The organism is Algirhabdus cladophorae (assembly GCF_044772865.1).
GTDB lineage: Bacteria > Pseudomonadota > Alphaproteobacteria > Rhodobacterales > Rhodobacteraceae > Algirhabdus > Algirhabdus cladophorae.
On record NZ_CP173029.1, the window covers coordinates 2,712,617 to 2,732,580 of the forward strand.

21 protein-coding genes are annotated in these 19,964 nt (G+C 55.3%); 13 read left to right on the forward strand and 8 right to left on the reverse strand.

Annotated elements, in window-relative coordinates; all coding sequences use genetic code 11:
- Positions 1-91 precede the first annotated feature (91 nt).
- Both ACIRQ6_RS13090 and ACIRQ6_RS13095 read left to right on the forward strand, forming a co-directional pair.
- Positions 92-1,108 carry a Gfo/Idh/MocA family protein gene (locus tag ACIRQ6_RS13090; protein WP_420861048.1) on the forward strand — a complete coding sequence of 339 codons (1,017 nt, stop codon included), beginning with the start codon at positions 92-94 and terminating at the stop codon, positions 1,106-1,108.
- Between the two features lie 19 nt (positions 1,109-1,127).
- Positions 1,128-2,345, forward strand: coding sequence for a 3-deoxy-D-manno-octulosonic acid transferase (locus tag ACIRQ6_RS13095; RefSeq protein ID WP_420861049.1), 1,218 nt, complete (start codon positions 1,128-1,130; stop codon positions 2,343-2,345).
- Here the strand turns inward: ACIRQ6_RS13095 and ACIRQ6_RS13100 are convergent.
- Both ACIRQ6_RS13100 and ACIRQ6_RS13105 read right to left on the reverse strand, forming a co-directional pair.
- Positions 2,299-3,420, reverse strand: coding sequence for an acetoin utilization protein AcuC (locus ACIRQ6_RS13100; protein WP_420861050.1), 1,122 nt, complete (start codon positions 3,418-3,420; stop codon positions 2,299-2,301). The two genes, ACIRQ6_RS13095 and ACIRQ6_RS13100, sit on opposite strands and share 47 nt — an antisense overlap.
- On the reverse strand, positions 3,417-3,944 hold the full coding sequence (locus ACIRQ6_RS13105; protein WP_420861051.1) for a glutathione peroxidase: 528 nt from the start codon (positions 3,942-3,944) through the stop codon (positions 3,417-3,419). Before ACIRQ6_RS13105 ends, ACIRQ6_RS13100 begins: the two co-directional genes overlap by 4 nt.
- Positions 3,945-3,995: 51 nt before the next feature.
- On the opposite strand from ACIRQ6_RS13105, the gene ACIRQ6_RS13110 reads away from it, so the two are divergent.
- From ACIRQ6_RS13110 to ptsP, 6 genes are all read left to right on the forward strand, one after another.
- The gene (locus tag ACIRQ6_RS13110) at positions 3,996-4,508 is read left to right on the forward strand and encodes an NUDIX hydrolase (RefSeq protein ID WP_420861052.1); all 513 of its coding nucleotides are present in this window, start codon (positions 3,996-3,998) and stop codon (positions 4,506-4,508) included.
- A 59-nt stretch (positions 4,509-4,567) separates the two neighbouring features.
- Entirely contained in the window at positions 4,568-4,975 is a 408-nt protein-coding gene (locus ACIRQ6_RS13115; protein ID WP_420861053.1) for a DUF1178 family protein, read from the forward strand.
- Entirely contained in the window at positions 4,975-5,613 is a 639-nt protein-coding gene (locus ACIRQ6_RS13120; protein WP_420861054.1) for an SDR family NAD(P)-dependent oxidoreductase, read from the forward strand. The genes ACIRQ6_RS13115 and ACIRQ6_RS13120 overlap by 1 nt, the downstream gene beginning before the upstream one ends.
- A 30-nt stretch (positions 5,614-5,643) precedes the next feature.
- Entirely contained in the window at positions 5,644-6,450 is an 807-nt protein-coding gene (locus ACIRQ6_RS13125) for a glycosyltransferase (RefSeq protein WP_420861055.1), read from the forward strand.
- An 80-nt stretch (positions 6,451-6,530) separates the two neighbouring features.
- Entirely contained in the window at positions 6,531-7,769 is a 1,239-nt protein-coding gene (locus ACIRQ6_RS13130) for an aspartate kinase (RefSeq protein WP_420861056.1), read from the forward strand.
- 28 nt (positions 7,770-7,797) lie between these two features.
- Entirely contained in the window at positions 7,798-10,038 is a 2,241-nt protein-coding gene (gene ptsP, locus ACIRQ6_RS13135; RefSeq protein WP_420861057.1) for a phosphoenolpyruvate--protein phosphotransferase, read from the forward strand.
- A gap of 35 nt (positions 10,039-10,073) precedes the next feature.
- Here ptsP and ACIRQ6_RS13140 read toward each other — a convergent pair whose 3' ends face one another.
- Entirely contained in the window at positions 10,074-10,832 is a 759-nt protein-coding gene (locus tag ACIRQ6_RS13140; RefSeq protein ID WP_420861058.1) for an EcsC family protein, read from the reverse strand.
- Between the two features lie 45 nt (positions 10,833-10,877).
- Complete coding sequence (locus tag ACIRQ6_RS13145; RefSeq protein WP_420861059.1) at positions 10,878-11,366, reverse strand: GNAT family N-acetyltransferase; 489 nt, start codon at positions 11,364-11,366, stop codon at positions 10,878-10,880.
- Between the two features lie 61 nt (positions 11,367-11,427).
- On the opposite strand from ACIRQ6_RS13145, the gene ACIRQ6_RS13150 reads away from it, so the two are divergent.
- The 5 genes from ACIRQ6_RS13150 to ACIRQ6_RS13170 all read left to right on the forward strand — a co-directional run bounded on the left by ACIRQ6_RS13150 (position 11,428) and on the right by ACIRQ6_RS13170 (position 15,286).
- Positions 11,428-12,033 (forward strand): flavin reductase family protein, encoded by a 606-nt coding sequence (locus ACIRQ6_RS13150; protein ID WP_420861060.1) that lies wholly within the window; start codon positions 11,428-11,430, stop codon positions 12,031-12,033.
- Positions 12,034-12,101: 68 nt separating this feature from the next.
- A complete protein-coding gene (locus ACIRQ6_RS13155) occupies positions 12,102-13,064 on the forward strand; it encodes a calcium-binding protein (RefSeq protein ID WP_420861061.1) in 963 nt (320 codons plus the stop codon).
- A gap of 130 nt (positions 13,065-13,194) precedes the next feature.
- Positions 13,195-14,070, forward strand: a complete 876-nt coding sequence (locus ACIRQ6_RS13160) for an S-methyl-5'-thioadenosine phosphorylase (protein WP_420861062.1) — start codon at positions 13,195-13,197, stop codon at positions 14,068-14,070.
- On the forward strand, positions 14,070-14,747 hold the full coding sequence (locus ACIRQ6_RS13165; protein ID WP_420861063.1) for a DUF2927 domain-containing protein: 678 nt from the start codon (positions 14,070-14,072) through the stop codon (positions 14,745-14,747). The genes ACIRQ6_RS13160 and ACIRQ6_RS13165 overlap by 1 nt, the downstream gene beginning before the upstream one ends.
- An 8-nt stretch (positions 14,748-14,755) precedes the next feature.
- Complete coding sequence (locus tag ACIRQ6_RS13170) at positions 14,756-15,286, forward strand: adenine phosphoribosyltransferase (RefSeq protein WP_420861064.1); 531 nt, start codon at positions 14,756-14,758, stop codon at positions 15,284-15,286.
- On the opposite strand, the gene ACIRQ6_RS13175 is transcribed toward ACIRQ6_RS13170, so the two are convergent.
- The 4 genes from ACIRQ6_RS13175 to thrC are packed head-to-tail and all read right to left on the reverse strand — an operon-like array spanning position 15,283 to position 19,952.
- Entirely contained in the window at positions 15,283-16,698 is a 1,416-nt protein-coding gene (locus tag ACIRQ6_RS13175; protein WP_420861065.1) for an FAD-binding oxidoreductase, read from the reverse strand. The genes ACIRQ6_RS13170 and ACIRQ6_RS13175 overlap by 4 nt on opposite strands.
- Before the next feature lie 19 nt (positions 16,699-16,717).
- A complete protein-coding gene (locus tag ACIRQ6_RS13180; RefSeq protein WP_420861066.1) occupies positions 16,718-17,305 on the reverse strand; it encodes a GNAT family N-acetyltransferase in 588 nt (195 codons plus the stop codon).
- Positions 17,305-18,567 carry a M16 family metallopeptidase gene (locus ACIRQ6_RS13185; protein ID WP_420861067.1) on the reverse strand — a complete coding sequence of 421 codons (1,263 nt, stop codon included), beginning with the start codon at positions 18,565-18,567 and terminating at the stop codon, positions 17,305-17,307. The genes ACIRQ6_RS13180 and ACIRQ6_RS13185 overlap by 1 nt, the downstream gene beginning before the upstream one ends.
- Positions 18,564-19,952, reverse strand: coding sequence for a threonine synthase (gene thrC / locus ACIRQ6_RS13190; RefSeq protein WP_420861068.1), 1,389 nt, complete (start codon positions 19,950-19,952; stop codon positions 18,564-18,566). Before thrC ends, ACIRQ6_RS13185 begins: the two co-directional genes overlap by 4 nt.
- Positions 19,953-19,964 lie beyond the last annotated feature (12 nt).

Genomic DNA, 19,964 nt, shown 5'->3' on the forward strand with positions numbered 1-19,964 from the left:
CTGAGCAGGGGTTTGGCAAGCCCTTGGTTTGCGCATCTTGGAAAACCTGTTACCGCTACCGCAACAAAAGGGTGTATGGGGGCTGCTCAGAATGGATTTACGCGTTGCCTGTTTCGGGGCGGGGTATTTCGCCGGATTTCACTATGATGCATGGCAGCGCGCCAAGGGCGCCGCCTTAGTGGGTGGCATCGATTTGGATCCTGCCCGTGTGGTGGCTTATGGAACGCAAGCCTTTGACAGCCTCGACGCCCTTGTGACAAGCCAAAAGATTGACGTTCTGGACATCATCACACCGCCCCCAACCCATGCAGCCACGGTGCGCAAAGCCATCGCACTGGGCGTCAAAGCTATCATTTGTCAAAAGCCATTTTGCACCTCACTAGAAGAGGCGCAAAGCCTAACAGCCGAGGCCGAAACCGCAGGCATCCCCCTCATCATACACGAGAACTTTCGGTTTCAGCCATGGTTTCGCACGATCAAGGCCGCCATGGATAGCGGTCAGATTGGCGTCCCTTTGCAGACGACCTTTCGACTGCGCACTGGCGATGGTCAGGGGCCTGAGGCCTATATGGATCGTCAGCCTTATTTCCAAACTATGCCGCGCCTGCTGATCCATGAAACGGGTGTGCATTACCTCGATACGTTTTTGTATTTGATGGGGGAACCCGTTGGTATTTATGCAGATCTCAGACGTGTGAACCCCGTTATCGCGGGCGAGGACGCGGGATATGTCTTGTTTGATTATGCCAATGGCGCGCGTGCGATTTTCGATGGCAATCGTTGCTTGGATTTTGATACCGACAACCCCCGCCGCACTTTTGGCGAGGCATTGATCGAAGGCAGCGAAGGCACTCTCACCCTTGCTGGCGACGGCACGGTAACGCTGCGCAAATTTGGCACGCAACAGTCTAAAACCCTACTAAGTGGCCGCGATTGGCCGGGATTTGCAGGGGATTGCGTTTTGGCCCTATGCCAGCATGTGGCCGATGGGTTGGCAGGCCATGCAACACTTGAAAATACGGCGCGCGATTATCTGCGTGTGGTGAAACTGGCCGAGGCGGCCTACGCCTCGGATGCGGCGCAGGCCCGGCTGCCAGTGGATCTGTGATCTTGTCGTATTTAGGGGAGTGCGCTATCGCACGGGCGTGATTTACCGGTTTTTGATCTCTTTGGCGCTGATGCCGTTGATGTGGTTTGCATGGCGCAAGCGCAGCCTGACCCATGCCAGATTTGGCCTTATCCCAGCGACACCTGACGTTCCGCACCTGTGGATCCACGGTGCCAGCAATGGCGAATTGGCCGCTGCACGGCCGTTGATCCATGCCATGCTCTGCGATCCTCAGCGGCATATTTTGATCACCTGCAATTCGGCATCTGCACTTGAGATGCTGACGGGCTGGAACCTGCCACGGGTGCGTTGTGCCTTGGCTCCGCTGGATCTGCGTTGGGCCGTTGGGCAGGTTTTGGACCGTGCCAACGTCACTGGATATATCGGTATCGAGGCCGAATTTTGGCCCAACCGCTTTGACTTGCTGGGACAGCGTGGCCTGCCAATATGCCTGGTCGGCGCACGCTTGTCCCAGAATACGGCCCGCAGGTTGCAACGTGTTGGGTTTGCGAAATCCATGATTATCGACGCGCTTGATCTTGTTTCACCCCAAGACGCACAGTCGGCGCAACGTTTTGCCGATCTTGGGTTAGAACCTGCACAAATCGGACCGCTAACGGACCTCAAAACGATGTATGTGCCAGCAGATCCCGATCCTCGATTGCACGACATGGCGGCGCACTATCCCAAGGGGGCCACCATATTGGCCGCGTCTGTTCATGTGGGCGAGGACATCATGGTCGCCTCAGCATTTGTCGAGGCCCAAAAATTAAGGCCAGATTTGCGTTTGATCCTCGCCCCACGGCATCCAGACCGGATTGGGCCGCTCTTGGCATGGCTCAAGGATCAAAAAATCGCATATGCCCAGCATAGTCAGGATGAAGTTCCTGATGCGACCACGCAAATCACAGTGGCCGATACCTTAGGCGAAATGGCGCTTTGGTATGATCTGGCGGACCTGTGTTTTGTTGGTGGCTCCTTGGTTGAGGCAGGCGGGCATACCCCGTTTGAGCCTTTGGGCCATGGATGTAGGGTTGTGCACGGCCCCTTGGTATCGAATTTTGCCCAGACTTATGCGGATTTGGACAGCGCTGGCACCACTCAATGCGTGCAGACTGCGCAGGAATTGAGCATCATTATGAGCAGGCCCTTTGAACCAGCGCCACTATCTGGCCACGCCCCAGCGGATCTTAAAGCTCTGTGCGCCGCCCTTGATGGTAGGCTATCGCCTCGGTGATTTGGGGGCGCACGGGTCCCCTGCGCGGGGTGTCGAGCAAAGTGGTAAACAGATATTCCGGCGGGTTCTTGGCGCGGCTGTTGCCGGACCATTCGATGCCGCGCAAAACCGCCTCGGCGGCGGCCGGCAAACGAACAGGGGCTGGTTGACCGCTGAGAAGGCCCCAAATGGCCGTCCATGCGCGACCGACACTCCATGGATTATAACCACCGCCCCCCAAGACCAACCGATGCTCGGACAAAGGCATCAGCCCGCGTAACGCCTCAAGATAGCTAAGATTGGACAATTCCAAACGGGATTGGGGATCCTCCAGCAGCGCATCGGCACCGCATTGGACCACCAACGCGTCCGGGCCAAAGGACTGAACAGCGGGCAGGATCACGCCCTCACAAATCGCACCCGCTTCGGTATCGTTATAGCCGGGCGGTACAGGAATGTTGACGATATTGCCCTGACCATGCTCCGTTAGATCGCCCAAACGCGGCCACAAATCCTGTTGATGGGCCGAGACCAGCAGCACCTCTGGATCACTGGCAAACCAATGCACAACCCCATCTGGATAATGCGCATCCAGATCCACATAAGCGATGCGGCGATGGCCTGCACGCCTTAGCGCCAAGATCGCCAGCACTGGATCGTTGAGATAGCAAAACCCGTTGGCCCGAGCCGGAAATCCGTGATGGGTGCCACCTGCCGGATGATAGATGGTCTTGACGGTTCGCAACAATTCCCCGGCCAGCAAACTGCCCCCAGCGGACGTTGCGGGCCTGCGGTACATTTCAGCAAATACCGGGTTCGACGGGGTGCCCAACCCAAATTTGGCACGGACGTCGTCGCTGACACTTCCGTCGATTTCAGCCTGTTGAAGGGCCGCCAAATACTCTGGGTCGTGCCAAATCTCCAACGCTACACGTTTGGCCATAGGGCTGGTGACGTAGGATTGTGGCGGCAACCAGCCCAAGCTGCGCGACAGATCAATCACAGTGCTGACCCGTGGGATCCGCAAAGGATGCCCCGGCCCATAAGAAGAGGCACGGTAAATGTTGGCCCCAATAAACAAGGGCTTCGGCGTCACGGGGTCAGGAGGGGTTTGATCGCTGCAATCATTTTAGCGGAATTGGGCCGTGTGTTGGCCCCAAAGGTGGCAACCACTTGGCCCGCAGGATCTAGAAGGATTTTGTTGAAATTCCATTTGGGCACGAAACCGGTTTCTGCCTTGATGTGGCGGTAAAACGGATGGGCATTGCGGCCTTTAACGGATGTGATCGTGGTCATAGGCAAATCCAGATCAAAGTTGATTTGGCAGAACTCTTTGACTGCAGCGTTGTCCGAAAGTTCTTGGCGGAAATCATCACTGGGCACAGCGACAACCACCAAACCCTGATCCCGGTACCGATCATAGAGCGCCTGCAGCCCATCGTATTGTTTGGTAAAGGCGCATTGCGACGCCGTGTTGACAACCAAAACAGGCTGTCCGCGCCAATCGTCCAGATCCAGAGGCCCGCCTTCTATTGCTTCAAATCGCGAATTTTCGGCAGCAACGGCAGCAGATACACCAATTATTAACCATATAACCCCCAAACCTAATGATCTCAGCATCGAGCCCTCCTTTGCCTTTTTCACAGGTATACGCTACGTTGTTGTAATTAGATGAAACAAAAACAAAAATCAGCAGCCGGGGCCCGTGTGGGCATGAACAAAGCAATTCAAAGCCCAGTGTTTATGAACGGGCATTCAAAGCGGGGCCTGCGCACCCAGTTTGGGGCGCTATGTTTTCGGGTGGTCAACGACAAAACCGAAGTTCTGCTGATTACCTCCAGGCGATCAGGCCGTTGGATCATTCCCAAAGGCTGGCCCATGGACGAGAAAACACCAGCGCGGGCCGCATCGCGCGAGGCCTATCAAGAGGCTGGCATCAAGGGGAAATCCTATCAAACCTGCCTGGGCGGGTATTCCTACGTCAAAATTCTGGATCCTACGGATGTGTTGCCAATCATGGTCTTGGTCTATCCGATCAAAGTCAAAACCATCGTCCAAGATTACCCCGAGGCAAAACAACGCAAGCGCAAGTGGTTTTCATTGAAAAAGGCCGCTAAAAAGATAAGTGATCCGGAAATGGGGGCGATTATCCGCAGGTTTGACCCTAAGTTGTTGACATACTAAGCAATTGAAACTGGCTGGCCTTTGGCCCAGTCCGGTGACTGCGTTAGGGCCTTTTTTCGATGATAAAGTACAAGTTAAAATGCGGAAATGACCACCAGTTTGAAAGCTGGTTCCAATCGTCTGCGGCCTATGAAACCCTGTTTCAAGCAGGCCACGTGAGCTGTGCGACCTGTGGTTCCACCGATATCAGCAAGGCTTTGATGGCCCCTTCTGTCACACCCAAGCGCGCCCAAAATCTGGACACTTCGCCAAATGAGGCCGATTTGAAGGCGCTCAAGGAGCATGTTGAATCCACGTCCGAATATGTCGGTCAAGACTTTGTAAAAGAGGCCCGTGCGATCCACGATGGCGACAGCGACAAAACCGCAATCTACGGAGAAGCCAAACTGGAAGAGGCCAAGAAGTTGCTCGACGATGGCATTCCCGTGGCCCCCCTACCCTTTGTTCCCAATCGAAAGGTCAATTGATGCAAGTTGTGATTACAGGGGCCAGCCGTGGGATCGGCGCAAATCTTGCCCAGCAATACCGTAACGTCGGTATCAACGTGATTGGCACCAGCCGCAACGGGGGGCCACAGTTGCATCCGCTTGATGTGACCGACAGTGCTGCAATTGGGGCGTTGGCCCAGACCATCACGACCCCTGTGGACCTTTTGGTCTGCAATGCCGGGGTGTTTCTGGATCGCCCACTGAGCCTTGGCGAAACCTATGACGACGCCATTTGGGCCGACAGTTTTGCGACCAATGTCACAGGCGTGTTCCAAACCGTGCACCACTTTTTGCCAAAACTGGCGCCCAACGCAAAAATTGCGATTATCAGCAGCCAAATGGGATCCAGTGAGCGCGCCAATGGCAGCAGTTATGTCTACCGTGCCAGCAAATCTGCGGCATTAAACCTTGGACGCAATCTGGCCGTTGATCTGGCCCCCAAAGGGATCGCTGTTGGCATTTACCATCCCGGCTGGGTGATTACAGACATGGGTGGTGCGAACGCCGCGATCACGCCAGAGGTCTCGGCCGCGGGGCTGATCGAAAGGTTTGCTGCATTAAGCCTTGAAACAACGGGCGTTTTCGAGGCCTATGACGGGGCGCCGATGCCGTTCTAACGGTTTTGCGATAACTTTAAGGGGGCTCTATTGGTTCACGTTGTCATTCAAACTCGGTTTTCGTTTTTCGGCAAATCAGGCTGGCGCACAGCGGATACAATGACGCCGGAAATCCTGTTTGAACCCCGCCGCTTGGACAGTCGTTTGGATTTGTTCGAAAAGATTGCATTGGCCAGCTTGGCCACGCAAGAAGACCGCGATTTTCACCTTGCGGTGCTCTCTTCCCGGCAAATGCCCAAGCCGTATCAAACCAGACTGCGTGAACTGTGCCATGATACCTTGGGGGAGGATCGCGCCAGCGTTGTTTTTCGTGCGCCAGGCCATGCGCCCAGTTTTTTGCGCCGATTTGTCCACGACAATTATGATCCGACAGAGCCCATGGCCCAAGTGGCGCTGGACGATGACGACGGATTGGCAAAGGATTTCGTCGCTACAGCCAAAATCGAAACAGAGGCTGCGCTGAAGTTACTCTATGACGATGACGAAGCGGTCTATTTGTCTTTTGCCCGGGGTCTGTCCCTGATCATCGGCCAAGACGCGCCGCAAATCGCACCGCGACTGGCCCCGTTCAACAATCAGGGCCTTATTCTGGCAGCGCCAGCAGGGACGATGAAAAACCCCTACAACACCAGCCACAAAATGATCCCAAAACGGCGGCCATCGCGGTCTATCGCCACCAAGCGGCCGTTCTACATTCGCGCGGTCCATGACAGCAACGACAGCAAGGCTTTGGTCGAGAAAGATCGGCTGACCGCCGAAGAAATTGCCGCTATGGCCCAGTATTTTCCGTTTTTGCCGGATCTAATGCAGCAAAACATCCGTTTGAACGCTGCTTGAGCGCGCTTTGGCGCTACGCACTCTTGCCCTTCGAGGCCCGCTGACCTAACAAGCGCGGGATTTCTTGGATGGAAGACCCTATGCCCACGTTGGTAATGAAATTTGGTGGCACGTCTGTGGCCACGCTGGACCGGATCAAACGGGCTGCCAAAAAGGTCGGCGTCGAGGTCGCGAAAGGCTATGACGTGATCGTCATCGTCTCGGCCATGTCTGGCAAAACGAACGAATTGGTGGGCTGGGTCAACGAGACCTCACCACTCTATGATGCGCGCGAATACGACGCCGTTGTCAGTTCCGGCGAAAACGTAACAGCAGGTTTGATGGCGTTAACCTTGCAAGAAATGGAAGTGCCTGCGCGCAGTTGGCAAGGCTGGCAAGTACCGGTGCAAACCACTTCGGCCCACGCCTCTGCCCGTATCGAGGCTATTCCAGCGGACAACATTCGCGCAAAATTCGCCGCAGGTGACCGGGTCGCGGTTGTGGCAGGCTTCCAAGGGGTCAGCCCCGAGGGTCGGATCACAACACTTGGCCGCGGCGGATCTGACACCACTGCAGTGGCTTTTGCTGCCGCATTCGAGGCCGAACGCTGCGACATTTATACAGATGTGGACGGGGTCTACACCACAGATCCACGCATCAGCGACAAAGCCCGCAAATTGGACAAAATTGCGTTTGAGGAAATGCTTGAGTTGGCCAGTCTTGGGGCAAAAGTTTTGCAAACACGCTCGGTCGAATTGGCCATGCGCTATAAAGTCAAACTGCGTGTGCTATCATCATTTGAAGAACAATCCGACGAGGCCGGCACACTGGTCTGCGATGAGGAGGAAATCATGGAATCTAACGTAGTATCCGGTGTGGCCTACAGCCGCGACGAGGCAAAAATGACTTTGATCAGCGTGGCCGATCGCCCCGGTATTGCTGCCGCGATCTTTGGCCCATTGTCCGAGGCTGGCGTGAATGTGGACATGATCGTGCAGAACATCTCGGAAGAAGGACGCACCGATATGACGTTCTCGTGCCCGACCGATCAGGTTGCCCGTGCCGAGGCGGCCATGGAGCAGGCCAAGACAAATGGCGACATCAATTTCCATGATTTGGTGGCTGATGAAAACGCCGCCAAAATTTCCGTGGTGGGCATCGGAATGCGCAGCCATGCCGGTGTTGCTGCCAAGATGTTTGAGGCCCTCTCACGCGAAGGCATCAATATCAAAGTGATCACCACCTCCGAGATCAAGATTTCTGTGCTGATCGACCGGAAATATATGGAACTTGCTGTCCAAGCCCTGCATGATGCTTTCGAACTGGAGAAAGCTGCCTGACCCGTCGGGCTTTACCTTGGGGGGCAGAATGCCCGAACGCAAAGAGTCTGAAAGCCGCAAGTTATTGGGTCGTCTGCGCGACGCCATGGCCGAAGACAGTGCAGGTCAGGCACGGCTGGACAAGATCACCCATTTGACGGCCCATTCCATGGGCACGGAAGTGTGTTCGATCTATCTGTTCCGCGATCCCGAAACCTTGGAACTGTGCGCCACGGAAGGGCTAAAACCAGAGGCTGTCCATGAAACCCGTATGCGCTTGGGCGAGGGTTTGGTCGGAGCTGTGGCGCGCAAAGGCCGCGTGATCAACACGCCCGATGCGCCATCGGCCAAGGGTTTTCGGTATATGCCTGAAACCGGCGAGGAAATTTATTCCAGCTTTCTCGGCGTGCCCATTCAACGCCTTGGCGAAAGCCTCGGGGTGTTGGTGGTGCAATCCAAAGATGCTCGCGCCTACAGCCCCGACGAGGTCTATGCGCTGGAAGTCGTGGCAATGGTTTTGGCTGAAATGACCGAACTTGGCGCATTTTTGGGCGATGGTCAGGCCCTGTCTGCTCGCCACCAACAGCCTGTGATGTTCCGTGGCACCGTGGGCCAAGAAGGCGCTGCATCGGGCAATGTCTATTTACACGAGCCGCGCGTGGTGGTGACAAACCCGATTGCCGACGATCCCGAGGTTGAAAGCCAGCGCCTGATCGAGGCCGTTGATACGCTGCGCATTTCTGTTGATGAGATGCTGGATGGCGCCAAAACCAGTGACAAAGAACAACGACAGGTTATGGAAGCCTACCGAATGTTTGCCAACTCCAAAGGCTGGCAACGGCGTATGTTGGCCGATATTGATAACGGATTGTCCGCCGAAGCTGCCGTGGAAAAAGAACAATCCGCGGCCCGTGCCCGGCTTAGCCAAGTGCCCGATGCTTATTTGCGCGAGCGGTTGCACGATCTAGACGACCTTTCGAACCGCTTGCTGCGCATCTTGACCGGTCAAGGCCGTGACACTGGCGCTGAAATGCCCGAAAAACCGGTTCTGATTGCCCGCAACATTGGACCCGGCGAGTTGTTGGAATATGGACGCAGCCTGAGTGCGATTGTGTTGGAAGATGGCAGCGTTGGCAGCCATGCAGGCATCGTCGCACGCGCTCTTGCCATTCCACTGGTCATTCAGGCCAAAGGGGTGACTACCGAGGCGCTCAATGGTGATGCGATTTTGGTCGACGGGGAACAGGGCATCGTGCATCTGCGCCCCGACGACAGCGTATCCGCCGCCTTCCGTGAGAAAATCGCGATGATGGCCGAAGCCCAAGATCGCTACGCCAGTATCCGCGAAAAACCGGCTGAGACCATGTGTGGTACGGTCATTCGCCTTGATATGAATGCAGGTCTGATGGCCGATCTCCCGTCTCTTGAGGGATCCGGTGCCGAAGGCGTTGGCCTTTTTCGCACCGAACTTCAGTTTTTGATCCGCAACTCTGTCCCCCGCAGATCCGAACTGGCGGCGCTGTACCGCCGGGTTTTGGACGCTGCAAAAGGCAAGCGCGTGGTCTTTCGAACGCTTGATATCGGGTCAGACAAGGTCCTGCCCTACATGAAACCCCAAGACGAGCCGAACCCTGCTTTGGGCTGGCGCGCGATCCGGGTGGGCCTAGACAAACCCGGTGTCATGCGGATGCAGCTACAGGCATTGATCCGCGCGGCCAATGGCGGCCCCTTGTCGATCATGTTCCCGTTTGTTGCGACCTATTCGGAATACCAAGCGGCCCGCGCGCAGATGGACAAAGCCATGGCTGGCGAGGAAAAGCTGGGACATCTTTTGCCCAGCACCTTGGAGATCGGGGCAATGTTGGAAACGCCGTCCTTGGCTTTTGCCCCAAACCAGTTTTTTGACGACGTGCAATTTCTGTCTATCGGCGGCAATGACCTCAAGCAATTCTTCTTTGCTGCTGACCGCGAAAATGAACGGGTCCGCAGACGTTATGACTTTTTGGACAGCGGGTTTTTGACATTCCTCGAGCGGATTGTAGATCGCAGCGCGGCTTCCAACACATCTCTGTCGTTTTGTGGTGAGGACGCAGGTCGCCCCGTGAATGCATTGTGTTTGGCGGCGATTGGATTGCGGGTTTTGTCGATGCGGCCGTCGTCTATCGGGCCGGTGAAACACATGCTGCGCAAACACAACCTATCCGAAGTCAAAGCGGTGATCGATCAGGCCCGTGATCGTGGGGATCAATCCGTGCGGCAAGCTGTTACCGACTATCTTTTGACCAAATAGAAGGCCCCAGAAAGCCCTAACGTTTTCAAATGTCTTTACTTTTTGGGCTGCTGGGTTTTGGCAAAGGCTGCCAGAATGTCAGCCTCGGGTCGGCCACTTTTCTGTGCCAAGATCAGCAGGCGAAAATGGATGTCAGCCATTTCCTGATAGTAACTTGTGTAGGCATAATTGATCGCGGCCCCAGAGGCCGCCCCCAAAATTGGCACGGCTTGCGCCCCTAGTTTCTGACCCAAGACAGTGGCCAAGCGCGGGGCGATCTTGGTCAGAACCGCTTGGACTGAACCCCCGGTTAATGTCATGCGCGCGGCCAAAAAGGCAGTATCGCTGCCGTCATCCTGTGACAGGGGCCCACCGCTTGCAAAGACTTTCAAACATTCGGCTTGGACCTCGGGCGTTTGCGGATCAAAGCCGTGGCGCTGTGCCACGCCTTGGATCGCACGCAACAGGACCGTTGTTGTGATTGGCAATTCTACCAAAGCGGTGGGTGCGCCGCCCAATCCACCAGCAGCGCCCATTGCCGTTGCGGCTAAGGTATTCACCCAAGGTGCTGGATCTTTTTGGTTTTTGCGTGAGGCTTGCGCGATACTGAGTGCCTGTTTGAGGGCCATCAGCGTCGCCTCCTCAAGACGGTCTTTTACACTATCAGGCAGACGTTCCAACAGGTTTTCGGCCTGCCCGCCAACAAGGTTAAGCACCTGCATCCCAAGGCCCCCTGCCTTGCGATGTTTTTCGCCCAATAGCACCAATTCAGCGTTAAGATCTGCGTCACTGATCGAGGTTAGGTTCGTGGTCAAAGCGTGGCCCTCCACCCAGTAACATTGGCACTTGCTGCGCTAAATTCAAGCGCTGCCAGATCGCACCACGCCACGCACGTCGCGCCACGCGTCCGGAACCAAAGCCAATCCCAAGACACGTTGCGGGTTGGTGGGCGGCGGCATTTCAAGCCCCTCAAGAACCTCGAACCCAAATTTGCCGTAATAGGGCTCATCCCCGACCAGCACCACGCGCTGCCAACCCAAAGCGCGCGCCGCCCCAAGGCTTTCGCGGATTAAAATACCCCCCAGCCCCTCGCCTTGGCGCGTGGGGTGGACTGCAATCGGCCCAAGCAACAGCGCCTTGTGATCACCTACGGCAATCGGCCAAAACCGAATGGCCCCAGCCAAAATTGCATCAGAATCACGCGCAACAAGGCATAACTGGGCAATAGGGGCCGCATCATCGCGCAAGCGGTAAGACGAAAGCGCCTCTCGGCCCGGTGCAAAGCACAGGTCATAGAGCGCTTCGACCTCCCAACGGTCTTCACTGCCTTCTTGATGGACTTGGTACACGTGCCGTCCTATTTAACTTGCGACCCGTCGCCTAGCACGACAGCCCCTTGAAAGACCACACATGTTTTATCAACCCTCCCAAGGCCACGGCCTGCCCCACAATCCCTTTAACGCAATTGTGTCCCCCCGCCCAATCGGCTGGATTTCGACGCGTGGCGCAGATGGATCTGACAATCTGGCCCCATATTCATTCTTTAACGCCGTGGCCTATGTGCCACCACAGGTCATGTTCGCCTCGACCAGCGCCAAGGAAGATCGCGGTGATACCAAAGACAGCATGGCCAACATCCGCGACACGGGCGTCTTTTGCGTCAATATCGTGGAATATGCGATGCGCGATGCGATGAACACGACCTCTGGACCGTGGGACAAAGACAAGGACGAGTTCACGCTGGCATCACTTGAAAAGGCAGATTGCACCACGATCAATTGCCCCCGTGTGGCGGCGGCACCCGCAAGTCTGGAATGCAAAGTGACACAGATGATAAGACTGGAAGGCGAAAGCAATTTCGCTGTCTTCGGTGAGGTCACTGGCGTGCACATGCGTGATGATTGTCTGGTAGACGGGATGTTCGATGTGACGAAGTTCAACCCGCTGACACGACTGGGCTATCGTGACTATTCCGTCATACGCGAGGTGTTTAGCCTCAAAAGACCGGGCGAATAGTTCAAATCGTTTGTCGCAGTGCCCTTGGGTTGTTAACACTTTGTTAACAAATCAGGAGAGGACTGATCATGCCAACTATTTTTCTATTCGAAGGTATCGGCTTAGCGAGTGCACTGGCAGGATTTGACACCGCATTTAACGGTCAAGTTCTGTTGCAAACCAACTCAAACGTCATCATCGAAGATGAGTTTGGGAATGGTATTGGGCTGCAGAGTGATTCAAGCGACTTCGTTTATTCCCAGGACACCGGTCTTTTGTCCAACGGTACAGTCGACGGCGTTTCGATCGTCTTGGAAAACAATTTGGTTGCGACCATAGATCTGAATCTACCCTATCCCCTACTTGAACCCGCCCTTTTGGCCGACTTCTTTGGCACGGATAATGCCGCTTTGGAAAACCTGCTGCTGCCCATGGGCTGGACTGTCTATGGCTCGGATGCCAAAGACGAGCTGTCGCTGAATGCTGTCTCTGACGATGGCGTCGCCCTTGATCTGTCAGGACGCGATATCGCTTATTTGGAAGGCGGCAATGACAAGTTCGCCGCGGGCGCCGAAAAGGACTTTGTCTATGGCGGTGACGGCAATGACAAAATCTGGGGCGAGAAAGGCAACGACCGCCTTTATGGCGACAAGGGCGCTGACACCCTGTTCGGCAACGGCGGCAACGACCGGATGTATGGCGGACGCGGCAACGACGATATGCGCGGCGGCAACGGCAAAGACCAAATACGCGGCGGCAATGGCAACGACCAGATCAATGGCGGTGGCGGCGATGATGTCCTGACCGGTAACAACGGCGCTGATACGTTTATCTTCCTGGGCTTCAATTACGGCGATGACGTTGTCACTGACTTTGAGGTTGGCGTTGATTTCCTTTCGGGCGAGGTGGAAACCGGCAATGCCACGATCGAAGACCAAGGCGGTGACGCACTGGTACGGGCATCAGGTGGATCGGTTCTGTTTGAAGGGGTGTCTGTCGACGACCTGCGCACGGTATTGCCCAATGCGTTCGTTATCGAAAACCTAGGTTAAGACATCGTGATGTAGGGCAAAAGCCGCTCCAACCGGGGCGGCTTTTTCTATTTGTGAACGCCTGCCCTCTTTTATCAACTTGGCAGGCATGGTTTCTATGGGACGCAGCACATCGCAAAGGGTTTGAAAAATGGGCACAATGATCGGGATCATCGGCGGATCGGGGCTTTATGAGATTGAAGGCCTTCAGGATGCCACATGGCAATCAGTGGCCAGCCCTTGGGGCGATCCCTCTGATGACATTCTAACCGGCACGCTGGATGGCGTCAAAATGGCCTTCCTGCCCCGCCACGGGCGCGGCCATGTCCATTCGCCAACAACAGTGCCCTACCGCGCAAATATCGATGCGCTCAAGCGCATTGGTGTGACCGATGTGATCAGCGTGTCTGCCTGCGGCTCCTTCCGCGAAGATATGGCACCAGGGGATTTTGTTGTGGTTGATCAGTTCATTGATCGTACCTTTGCACGTGACAAATCCTTCTTCGGTACGGGTTGTGTGGCCCATGTGAGCGTGGCTCACCCCACCTGCCCGCGCCTTGGTGCGGCCTGTCTTGAAGCGGCACAAGACAGCGGGATTACCGTCCATCAGGGCGGCACCTATCTGGCCATGGAAGGCCCGCAATTCAGCACCCTTGCCGAAAGCAAAATGTACCGCGAGGTCTGGGGCTGTGATGTGATCGGCATGACCAATATGCCCGAGGCCAAATTGGCCCGTGAAGCAGAGTTATGCTACGCCTCGGTCGCTATGATCACGGATTATGACAGTTGGCACCCGGATCATGGCGAGGTCGATGTGACACAAATCATCGCCACCTTGATGGGTAATGCGGACAAAGCCCGCGATATGGTCAAAAAACTGCCCGCCCTGTTGGGATCCGACCGCGCGCCCTGCCCACATGGTTGCGATCGCGCACTGGAATTTGCCATTTTAACCCAACCGCAAAATCGCGATGCCCAATTGGTTGCCAAGTTGGACGCAGTTGCTGGGCGTATGTTGGGCGCCTAATGCGATTTTTTGTGGCCCTTTGCATCGCATTCATTGCTGCCTTTGGGCCCGTAATTGCCCAGGAATACATCGAATCCAATGGCCGTTTAGCGGATGAGGATTTCTACCGGATGGTGGCCTGTGCAGCACCGTTGGGCGGGGCTTGCCAAAAGCCGTTTGTGCGCTGGTCCGACCGCAAAGCCCAAGATTTAACCGTCTCACTTTATCGCAACGATCCTGCTTTTCCTGCGGAGTTGCGCGCCAGTATCGAAGATGGTTTGAACAGCGCATTGTTGGAATTGAACAAGGTGCCAAACGGGCCACGGTTTCGTCGCGTGGCCAATGGATCGCGGGCCGATATTCGTGTGCTTTTGATGGATATCGCGGCCAACAGCCGCTTGAAAGGCACCCAAATCAACGGCTTGGACGGGGTGCAAATTCAGCATGCTTGGGTCCAGATCTGGTGGAACAAAAACCGCAACATTACCCGGTCCGCAATCGTGTTTTCACGCGATGTCACGCTTGCGGGGGCTGGATCTATAATGCTTGAGGAACTGACGCAGTCCTTGGGTTTCATCACCGATCTGCGCAATACCTACTACGACAAAACCTCAATTTTCTCCGAGGACAGCAACGCCCTTAACACCTTGGGTACACAGGATTTAATGGCCATTCAGCGCCACTATGGACGCAAATAGGATCAGATATGAAAACGGTTCAAGACTACATTCGCACCATTCCCGACTTTCCAATTGAGGGCATCATGTTTCGCGATGTCACCACTTTGTTCGCCGATCCACGTGGATTTCGGATGGCAATTGACCAACTGATCCATGCCTTTGCCGGACGTGAAATCGACAAGGTGGTCGGGCTTGAGGCACGCGGCTTTATCCTTGGCGGGGCCATTGCACATCAATTGTCAGTGGGCTTTGTCCCTATCCGCAAGGCAGGCAAATTGCCTGGTAAAACCCTGTCGCAGGACTATACGCTGGAATATGGCACCGCCACGATGGAGGTGCATGACGACGCCATTGAAGCGGGCGAACGGGTGCTGGTGATCGACGATCTGCTGGCCACAGGCGGCACGGCCGAGGCTGGCATCAAATTGCTGGAACAGCTAGGGGCGCAGATCGTGGGCTGTGGCTTTGTCATCGATTTACCCGAATTAGGGGGGGCCAAGCTGCTGGATCAAATGGGTGTTGAAGTGCATTCCCTGTGCGCCTTTGACGGGCATTAGAGACTACGCACAATAACACCGGGGTTCATGATGCCTTTGGGATCAAGAGCCGTTTTGATGGTCTTGAGCATAGCCAGTTTCGTCGGGTCGCTATAGCGCTCAAGATCGTCGACCTTGAGCCTGCCGATACCATGTTCAGCACTGACAGAACCTTCCATCTCGTGCACCAGATCGTGCACTGCTGTTTTGATCTGGCTGCGCTGGTCCTCGTGATCCGCGCGGGTTTTACCCGGCTGTGGAAAGACATTGTAATGCAAATTGCCATCGCCCACATGCCCAAAGCAATTGATCCGAAACGAACCAATTTCTGCAAGTTTTTGATGGCCCCGTTGGATAAATTCGGGGATCCTGCTGATCGGCACGGAAATATCATGGCTCGAGACCGATCCAATGCGCCGATTGGCCTCGGGAATGTTTTCCCGCAACGCCCAAAAATCTGCGCGCTGTTGTTGCGATTGAGCGATCACGCCATCGTCGGACAGTCCAGCTTCCACCGCTGCTTCAAAAAGGGCCTCTAGGGCCGTCGCCGGATCCAACCCATGAGGCAGACCCACATCCAACAAGACCATCCATTCGGGTTGCTGCTCAAAGGGTTGGCGCACTTCAGGGAGTGTTTCGCTCAAAAACTGTAGCCCTTGCCGGTGCACCAACTCAAATGCCGAAACACCGCCGCCCATTTGGGCATTGGCCAAAGCCAAAAGCTCCAGTGCCGCCTGTGGATCTTTGATTGTGAAAAACGCCGTCCCTTGGGCCACTGGTTTGGGATGTAATTTCAACGCGGCCGCCGTGATAATCCCCAAGCTGCCTTCGGCCCCCACCATCAAATTGCGCAGATCATATCCGGTGTTGTCTTTGCGCAATCGCGACAGGCCATTCCAAATTTCGCCAGTGGGCAGCACCACCTCTAGCCCCAGACATTGCTCGCGCGCGTTGCCGTAGCGCAGCACGTTCACCCCACCTGCATTCGTCGCCAAATTGCCGCCAATCCGCGCCGAGCCTTCCGAGGCCAGCGAGAGGGCAAACAATCGATCGTTTTCGTCTGCGCAGGCTTGGATGTCCGCCAAAATTACACCTGCTTCGGCGATCATAACGTTCTCGGTTGGATAGACTGCGCGGATCCTATTCATACGTTCCAGCGTCAGAATGATCGGCTTGGGGCCACTGGGCGCTATTTGACCACCAACCAAGCCCGTACCACCCCCATAAGGGATGATTGGCACGGATTCCCGGTGGGCCAGCGCCACAATATCAGACACCTGCTGCGTTGTTTCCGGGGCCAACAAAAGCCCCTCGGTGCTGTTGTACCGACCGCGCGGCTCTTCCAGATAACCCGCAGTCAAAGGACGAAAACAGGCCTCAGGCAGAAGGCCGCGCAATTGATCTTCAATGGCGTTGGTCACTGGGTTGAGCATTGTGGTAATCCTTGGTGTGCTATTGGCCCGCAGTTGTCTTGCCGCGCCGGTCTGTACGCAAATTTGAATATAGAACGTGATTGCGCCAGCGCCCTGAAATTTGCAGATAACTTTGCGCAACGCCTTCGTATTTAAAGCCAGTGCGTTCCAGAACCCCACGCGAGGCTTTGTTTTCTGGCAAACAAGCGGCCTCGACCCGGGACAAATCCAACTGTTCAAATCCGTAATGCACGATGGCGCGAATGGCCTCTGACATATAGCCCTGCCGCGCATAAGGTGCCCCGACCCAATAGCCCAAAGTGCCGGCCTGTGCAGGCCCGCGCCGGATGTTGTCGAGTGTGATCGCACCAACCAACGTGTCGCCAAGGTCGCTGAACAAAAACAACGGCACCGCAGATCCGTTATTGATCGACCGCTGCGCCCAATAGACCCGATTGGTAAAGGCCTTGCGCGTAAGGTGATCTGAGGCCCAAGTAGGCTCCCACGGGGTCAGAAAATCCGCACTTTTCTGGCGCAAATGTGCCCATGCCCGAAAGTCACCATGTGCTGGTGGGCGCAGGATCAATCGTTCTGTATCGATCCGTAGTTTGCGCCGTGGTCGTAACATTAGGCTGCCAGTCTCGCCTTAAGATCGGACAGTTCCGGTGCATCATCTACTGGCCCATAAAGCGCCATAGCAGCAGACGCGTTTTGGGCTATGGTTCCGGCGAAATCGCGCACATCGGCCACTGTGACCGCATCAATTTTTGCAACCACCTCATCCAAGTCCGGCACGCGTCCCCAGATCGAAATCATCCGCGCCAAACGTTCGGCACGGTTCGATGGGCTTTCTAGGCCCATCAACATACCAGCTTTCATTTGAACCCGTGCGCGATCAATCTCTATTGCGCTGATATCATCGCCTGCGCGGCGCAGCTCATCCATGCTGATCTGTGCCAAATCTTTGATCTGATCCGACGCAGTACCCGCATAGAGCGTAATCAAACCAGTGTCTTCATAGGCACCTGCTTGGGCAAAGACCGTGTAGCACAATCCGCGTTTTTCCCGGATTTCTTGAAACAACCGCGACGACATTCCGCCACCCATAATTGAGGCATAGACCTGCGCCGTGTAAATCTCGGGATCGCAATAATTTGGCCCCTCCAGTGCAAAGGCAAAATGCACTTGCTCGAGGGGTTTGTTTGTCCGGTGCTCGCCACCACCAAATTTCGCCTGTAGCAATGGGGTTTTGGGACTGGCAGGCAGATGGCCAAACTTTGCTTCGGCCATTTTCACCAATTCGTCGTGATCGACAGCCCCTGCGGCCGCGAGGATCATCTGTGACGCCGCGTAGTGTTCGCCAACAAAGGTCGACAAATCTGCCTTGGAAAACGATTTAACCCGCTCGCTTGGTCCTAAAATCGAACGGCCCAAGGGCTGATCTGGGTAGGCGACTTCCTGAAGCCAATCAAACACGATGTCATCAGGCGTATCAAAGGTTTGACCGATTTCTTGCAAAATCACGCCGCGCTCGATCTCTATTTCGCGCGGGTCGAATATTGGGTTAAGAACGATGTCGCTGATCACATCTAAGGCCAAAGGCACGTCTTCTTGCAAAATCCGTGCGTAGTAAGCTGTCATCTCGCGACTGGTATAGGCGTTCAAATACCCACCAACATCCTCGATGGCCTCCGCAATTTGCAGCGCACTGCGAGTGGCAGTGCCTTTGAATGCCATGTGTTCCAGAAAATGCGCGATCCCATTTTGTTCAAGCCGCTCGTGACGACCACCGGCCATGACCCAAACCCCTAGTGAGGCTGATTTCAGCCCCTCCATTCGTTCGGTGATGATGCGAAATCCGTTGGACAGTGTGTGTAATTGAACGCTCAAGCAGATATTCCATCTTTGATAATTTTCTGAATGGCCGCTAGATCATTGGCCACGCGGGTTACCCGCTCGTCTCGGTCAAACAGGTCGTCCATTCGTGCAGGCAGGGGGGGGTGTTCACCACTTGCTGCAGTCACGGCGTCTGGGAATTTTGCCGGATGGGCAGTGGCAAGGGTGATCATTGGCGTGGTTCCAAGGTGGTCTTGCGCCACTTCTACCCCAATTGCCGAGTGCGGACAGAGCAATTCGCCCATCTCTCCAAAGGCCCGACTGATCATTGCGCTGGTTTGCGCCTCGGACACGCGCCCCGATGCGTAGACCGCGCGCAGGCCTTCCAAGGCACCTTGCGAGATTTTGAAACCGCCTTCAGATTTCAGTTGCTCCATTTGCTGGGCCACAGCGGCCCCATCACAATCGTAAGCAAAATAAAGAGCCCGTTCAAAATTCGAACTGACCTGAATATCCATCGATGGGCTAATCGATGGTTGCACGCCTTGGGTGACATACCCGCCGGTTTCCAGCGCGCGGTGAAGAATATCGTTCTGGTTCGTGGCCACCACCAATTTTTCGATCGGCAGACCCATCTTCTTGGCAATAAAGCCTGCAAAGATATCGCCAAAATTGCCTGTAGGCACAGTAAAACTGACCGGCCGGTCCGGTGCGCCAAGGCTGACCGCACTGCTAAAGTAATAAACGACCTGCGCCAGAACACGGCCCCAGTTAATCGAATTCACGCCTGCTAGTTTAACCGCATCCCGGAATTCAAAGTCGTTGAACATGTCTTTGACAGCCGCCTGGCAGGTATCAAAATCGCCATCAACGGCAATTGCATGCACGTTGGATTCCGTCGGTGTTGTCATCTGACGGCGTTGAACCTCGGATACGCGGCCATGCGGATAAAGGATAAACACATCCACGGCATCCAGCCCACGAAACGCCTCAATCGCAGCTGAACCCGTATCGCCTGACGTCGCACCAACGATCGTCACCCGTTCACCAGACCGACTGAGCGAGGCTTGGAACATCTGCCCAATCAATTGCATCGCAAAATCTTTGAACGCTAAAGTGGGGCCATGGAACAGTTCCAGCAGGAAATGATTGGGCGCCATTTGTACCAACGGCGCACGGGCGTCATGGCCAAATCCCGCGTAGGCCGCCGTGATCAAATCCATGAACTGCGCGTCGGTAAATGTCTCGCCAATATAAGGGCGCATCACGGTGTATGCGATTTCCTCGTAAGACTTGCCCGCCATGGCTTTGATCGTCGCAGGTGTCAGTGTTGGAACCTCTGAGGGCAGATAAAGACCACCGTCGCGGGCGAGCCCCGTCAACATAGCTTCTTCGAACGTCAGATGCGGGGCGGTGCCGCGTGTCGATACGTAGTGCATTTTGATCCTTCT

Coding starts and splice junctions, on each gene's coding strand:
- ACIRQ6_RS13090 (WP_420861048.1), top strand. CDS start 92: ATGGATTTACGCGTTGCCTGTTTCGGGGCGGGGTATTTCGCCGGATTT.
- ACIRQ6_RS13105 (WP_420861051.1), bottom strand. CDS start 3,944: ATGCTGAGATCATTAGGTTTGGGGGTTATATGGTTAATAATTGGTGTA.
- ACIRQ6_RS13110 (WP_420861052.1), top strand. CDS start 3,996: ATGAAACAAAAACAAAAATCAGCAGCCGGGGCCCGTGTGGGCATGAAC.
- ACIRQ6_RS13115 (WP_420861053.1), top strand. CDS start 4,568: ATGATAAAGTACAAGTTAAAATGCGGAAATGACCACCAGTTTGAAAGC.
- ACIRQ6_RS13120 (WP_420861054.1), top strand. CDS start 4,975: ATGCAAGTTGTGATTACAGGGGCCAGCCGTGGGATCGGCGCAAATCTT.
- ACIRQ6_RS13130 (WP_420861056.1), top strand. CDS start 6,531: ATGCCCACGTTGGTAATGAAATTTGGTGGCACGTCTGTGGCCACGCTG.
- ptsP (WP_420861057.1), top strand. CDS start 7,798: ATGCCCGAACGCAAAGAGTCTGAAAGCCGCAAGTTATTGGGTCGTCTG.
- ACIRQ6_RS13150 (WP_420861060.1), top strand. CDS start 11,428: ATGTTTTATCAACCCTCCCAAGGCCACGGCCTGCCCCACAATCCCTTT.
- ACIRQ6_RS13155 (WP_420861061.1), top strand. CDS start 12,102: ATGCCAACTATTTTTCTATTCGAAGGTATCGGCTTAGCGAGTGCACTG.
- ACIRQ6_RS13160 (WP_420861062.1), top strand. CDS start 13,195: ATGGGCACAATGATCGGGATCATCGGCGGATCGGGGCTTTATGAGATT.
- ACIRQ6_RS13165 (WP_420861063.1), top strand. CDS start 14,070: ATGCGATTTTTTGTGGCCCTTTGCATCGCATTCATTGCTGCCTTTGGG.
- ACIRQ6_RS13170 (WP_420861064.1), top strand. CDS start 14,756: ATGAAAACGGTTCAAGACTACATTCGCACCATTCCCGACTTTCCAATT.
- ACIRQ6_RS13175 (WP_420861065.1), bottom strand. CDS start 16,698: ATGCTCAACCCAGTGACCAACGCCATTGAAGATCAATTGCGCGGCCTT.
- ACIRQ6_RS13180 (WP_420861066.1), bottom strand. CDS start 17,305: ATGTTACGACCACGGCGCAAACTACGGATCGATACAGAACGATTGATC.
- thrC (WP_420861068.1), bottom strand. CDS start 19,952: ATGCACTACGTATCGACACGCGGCACCGCCCCGCATCTGACGTTCGAA.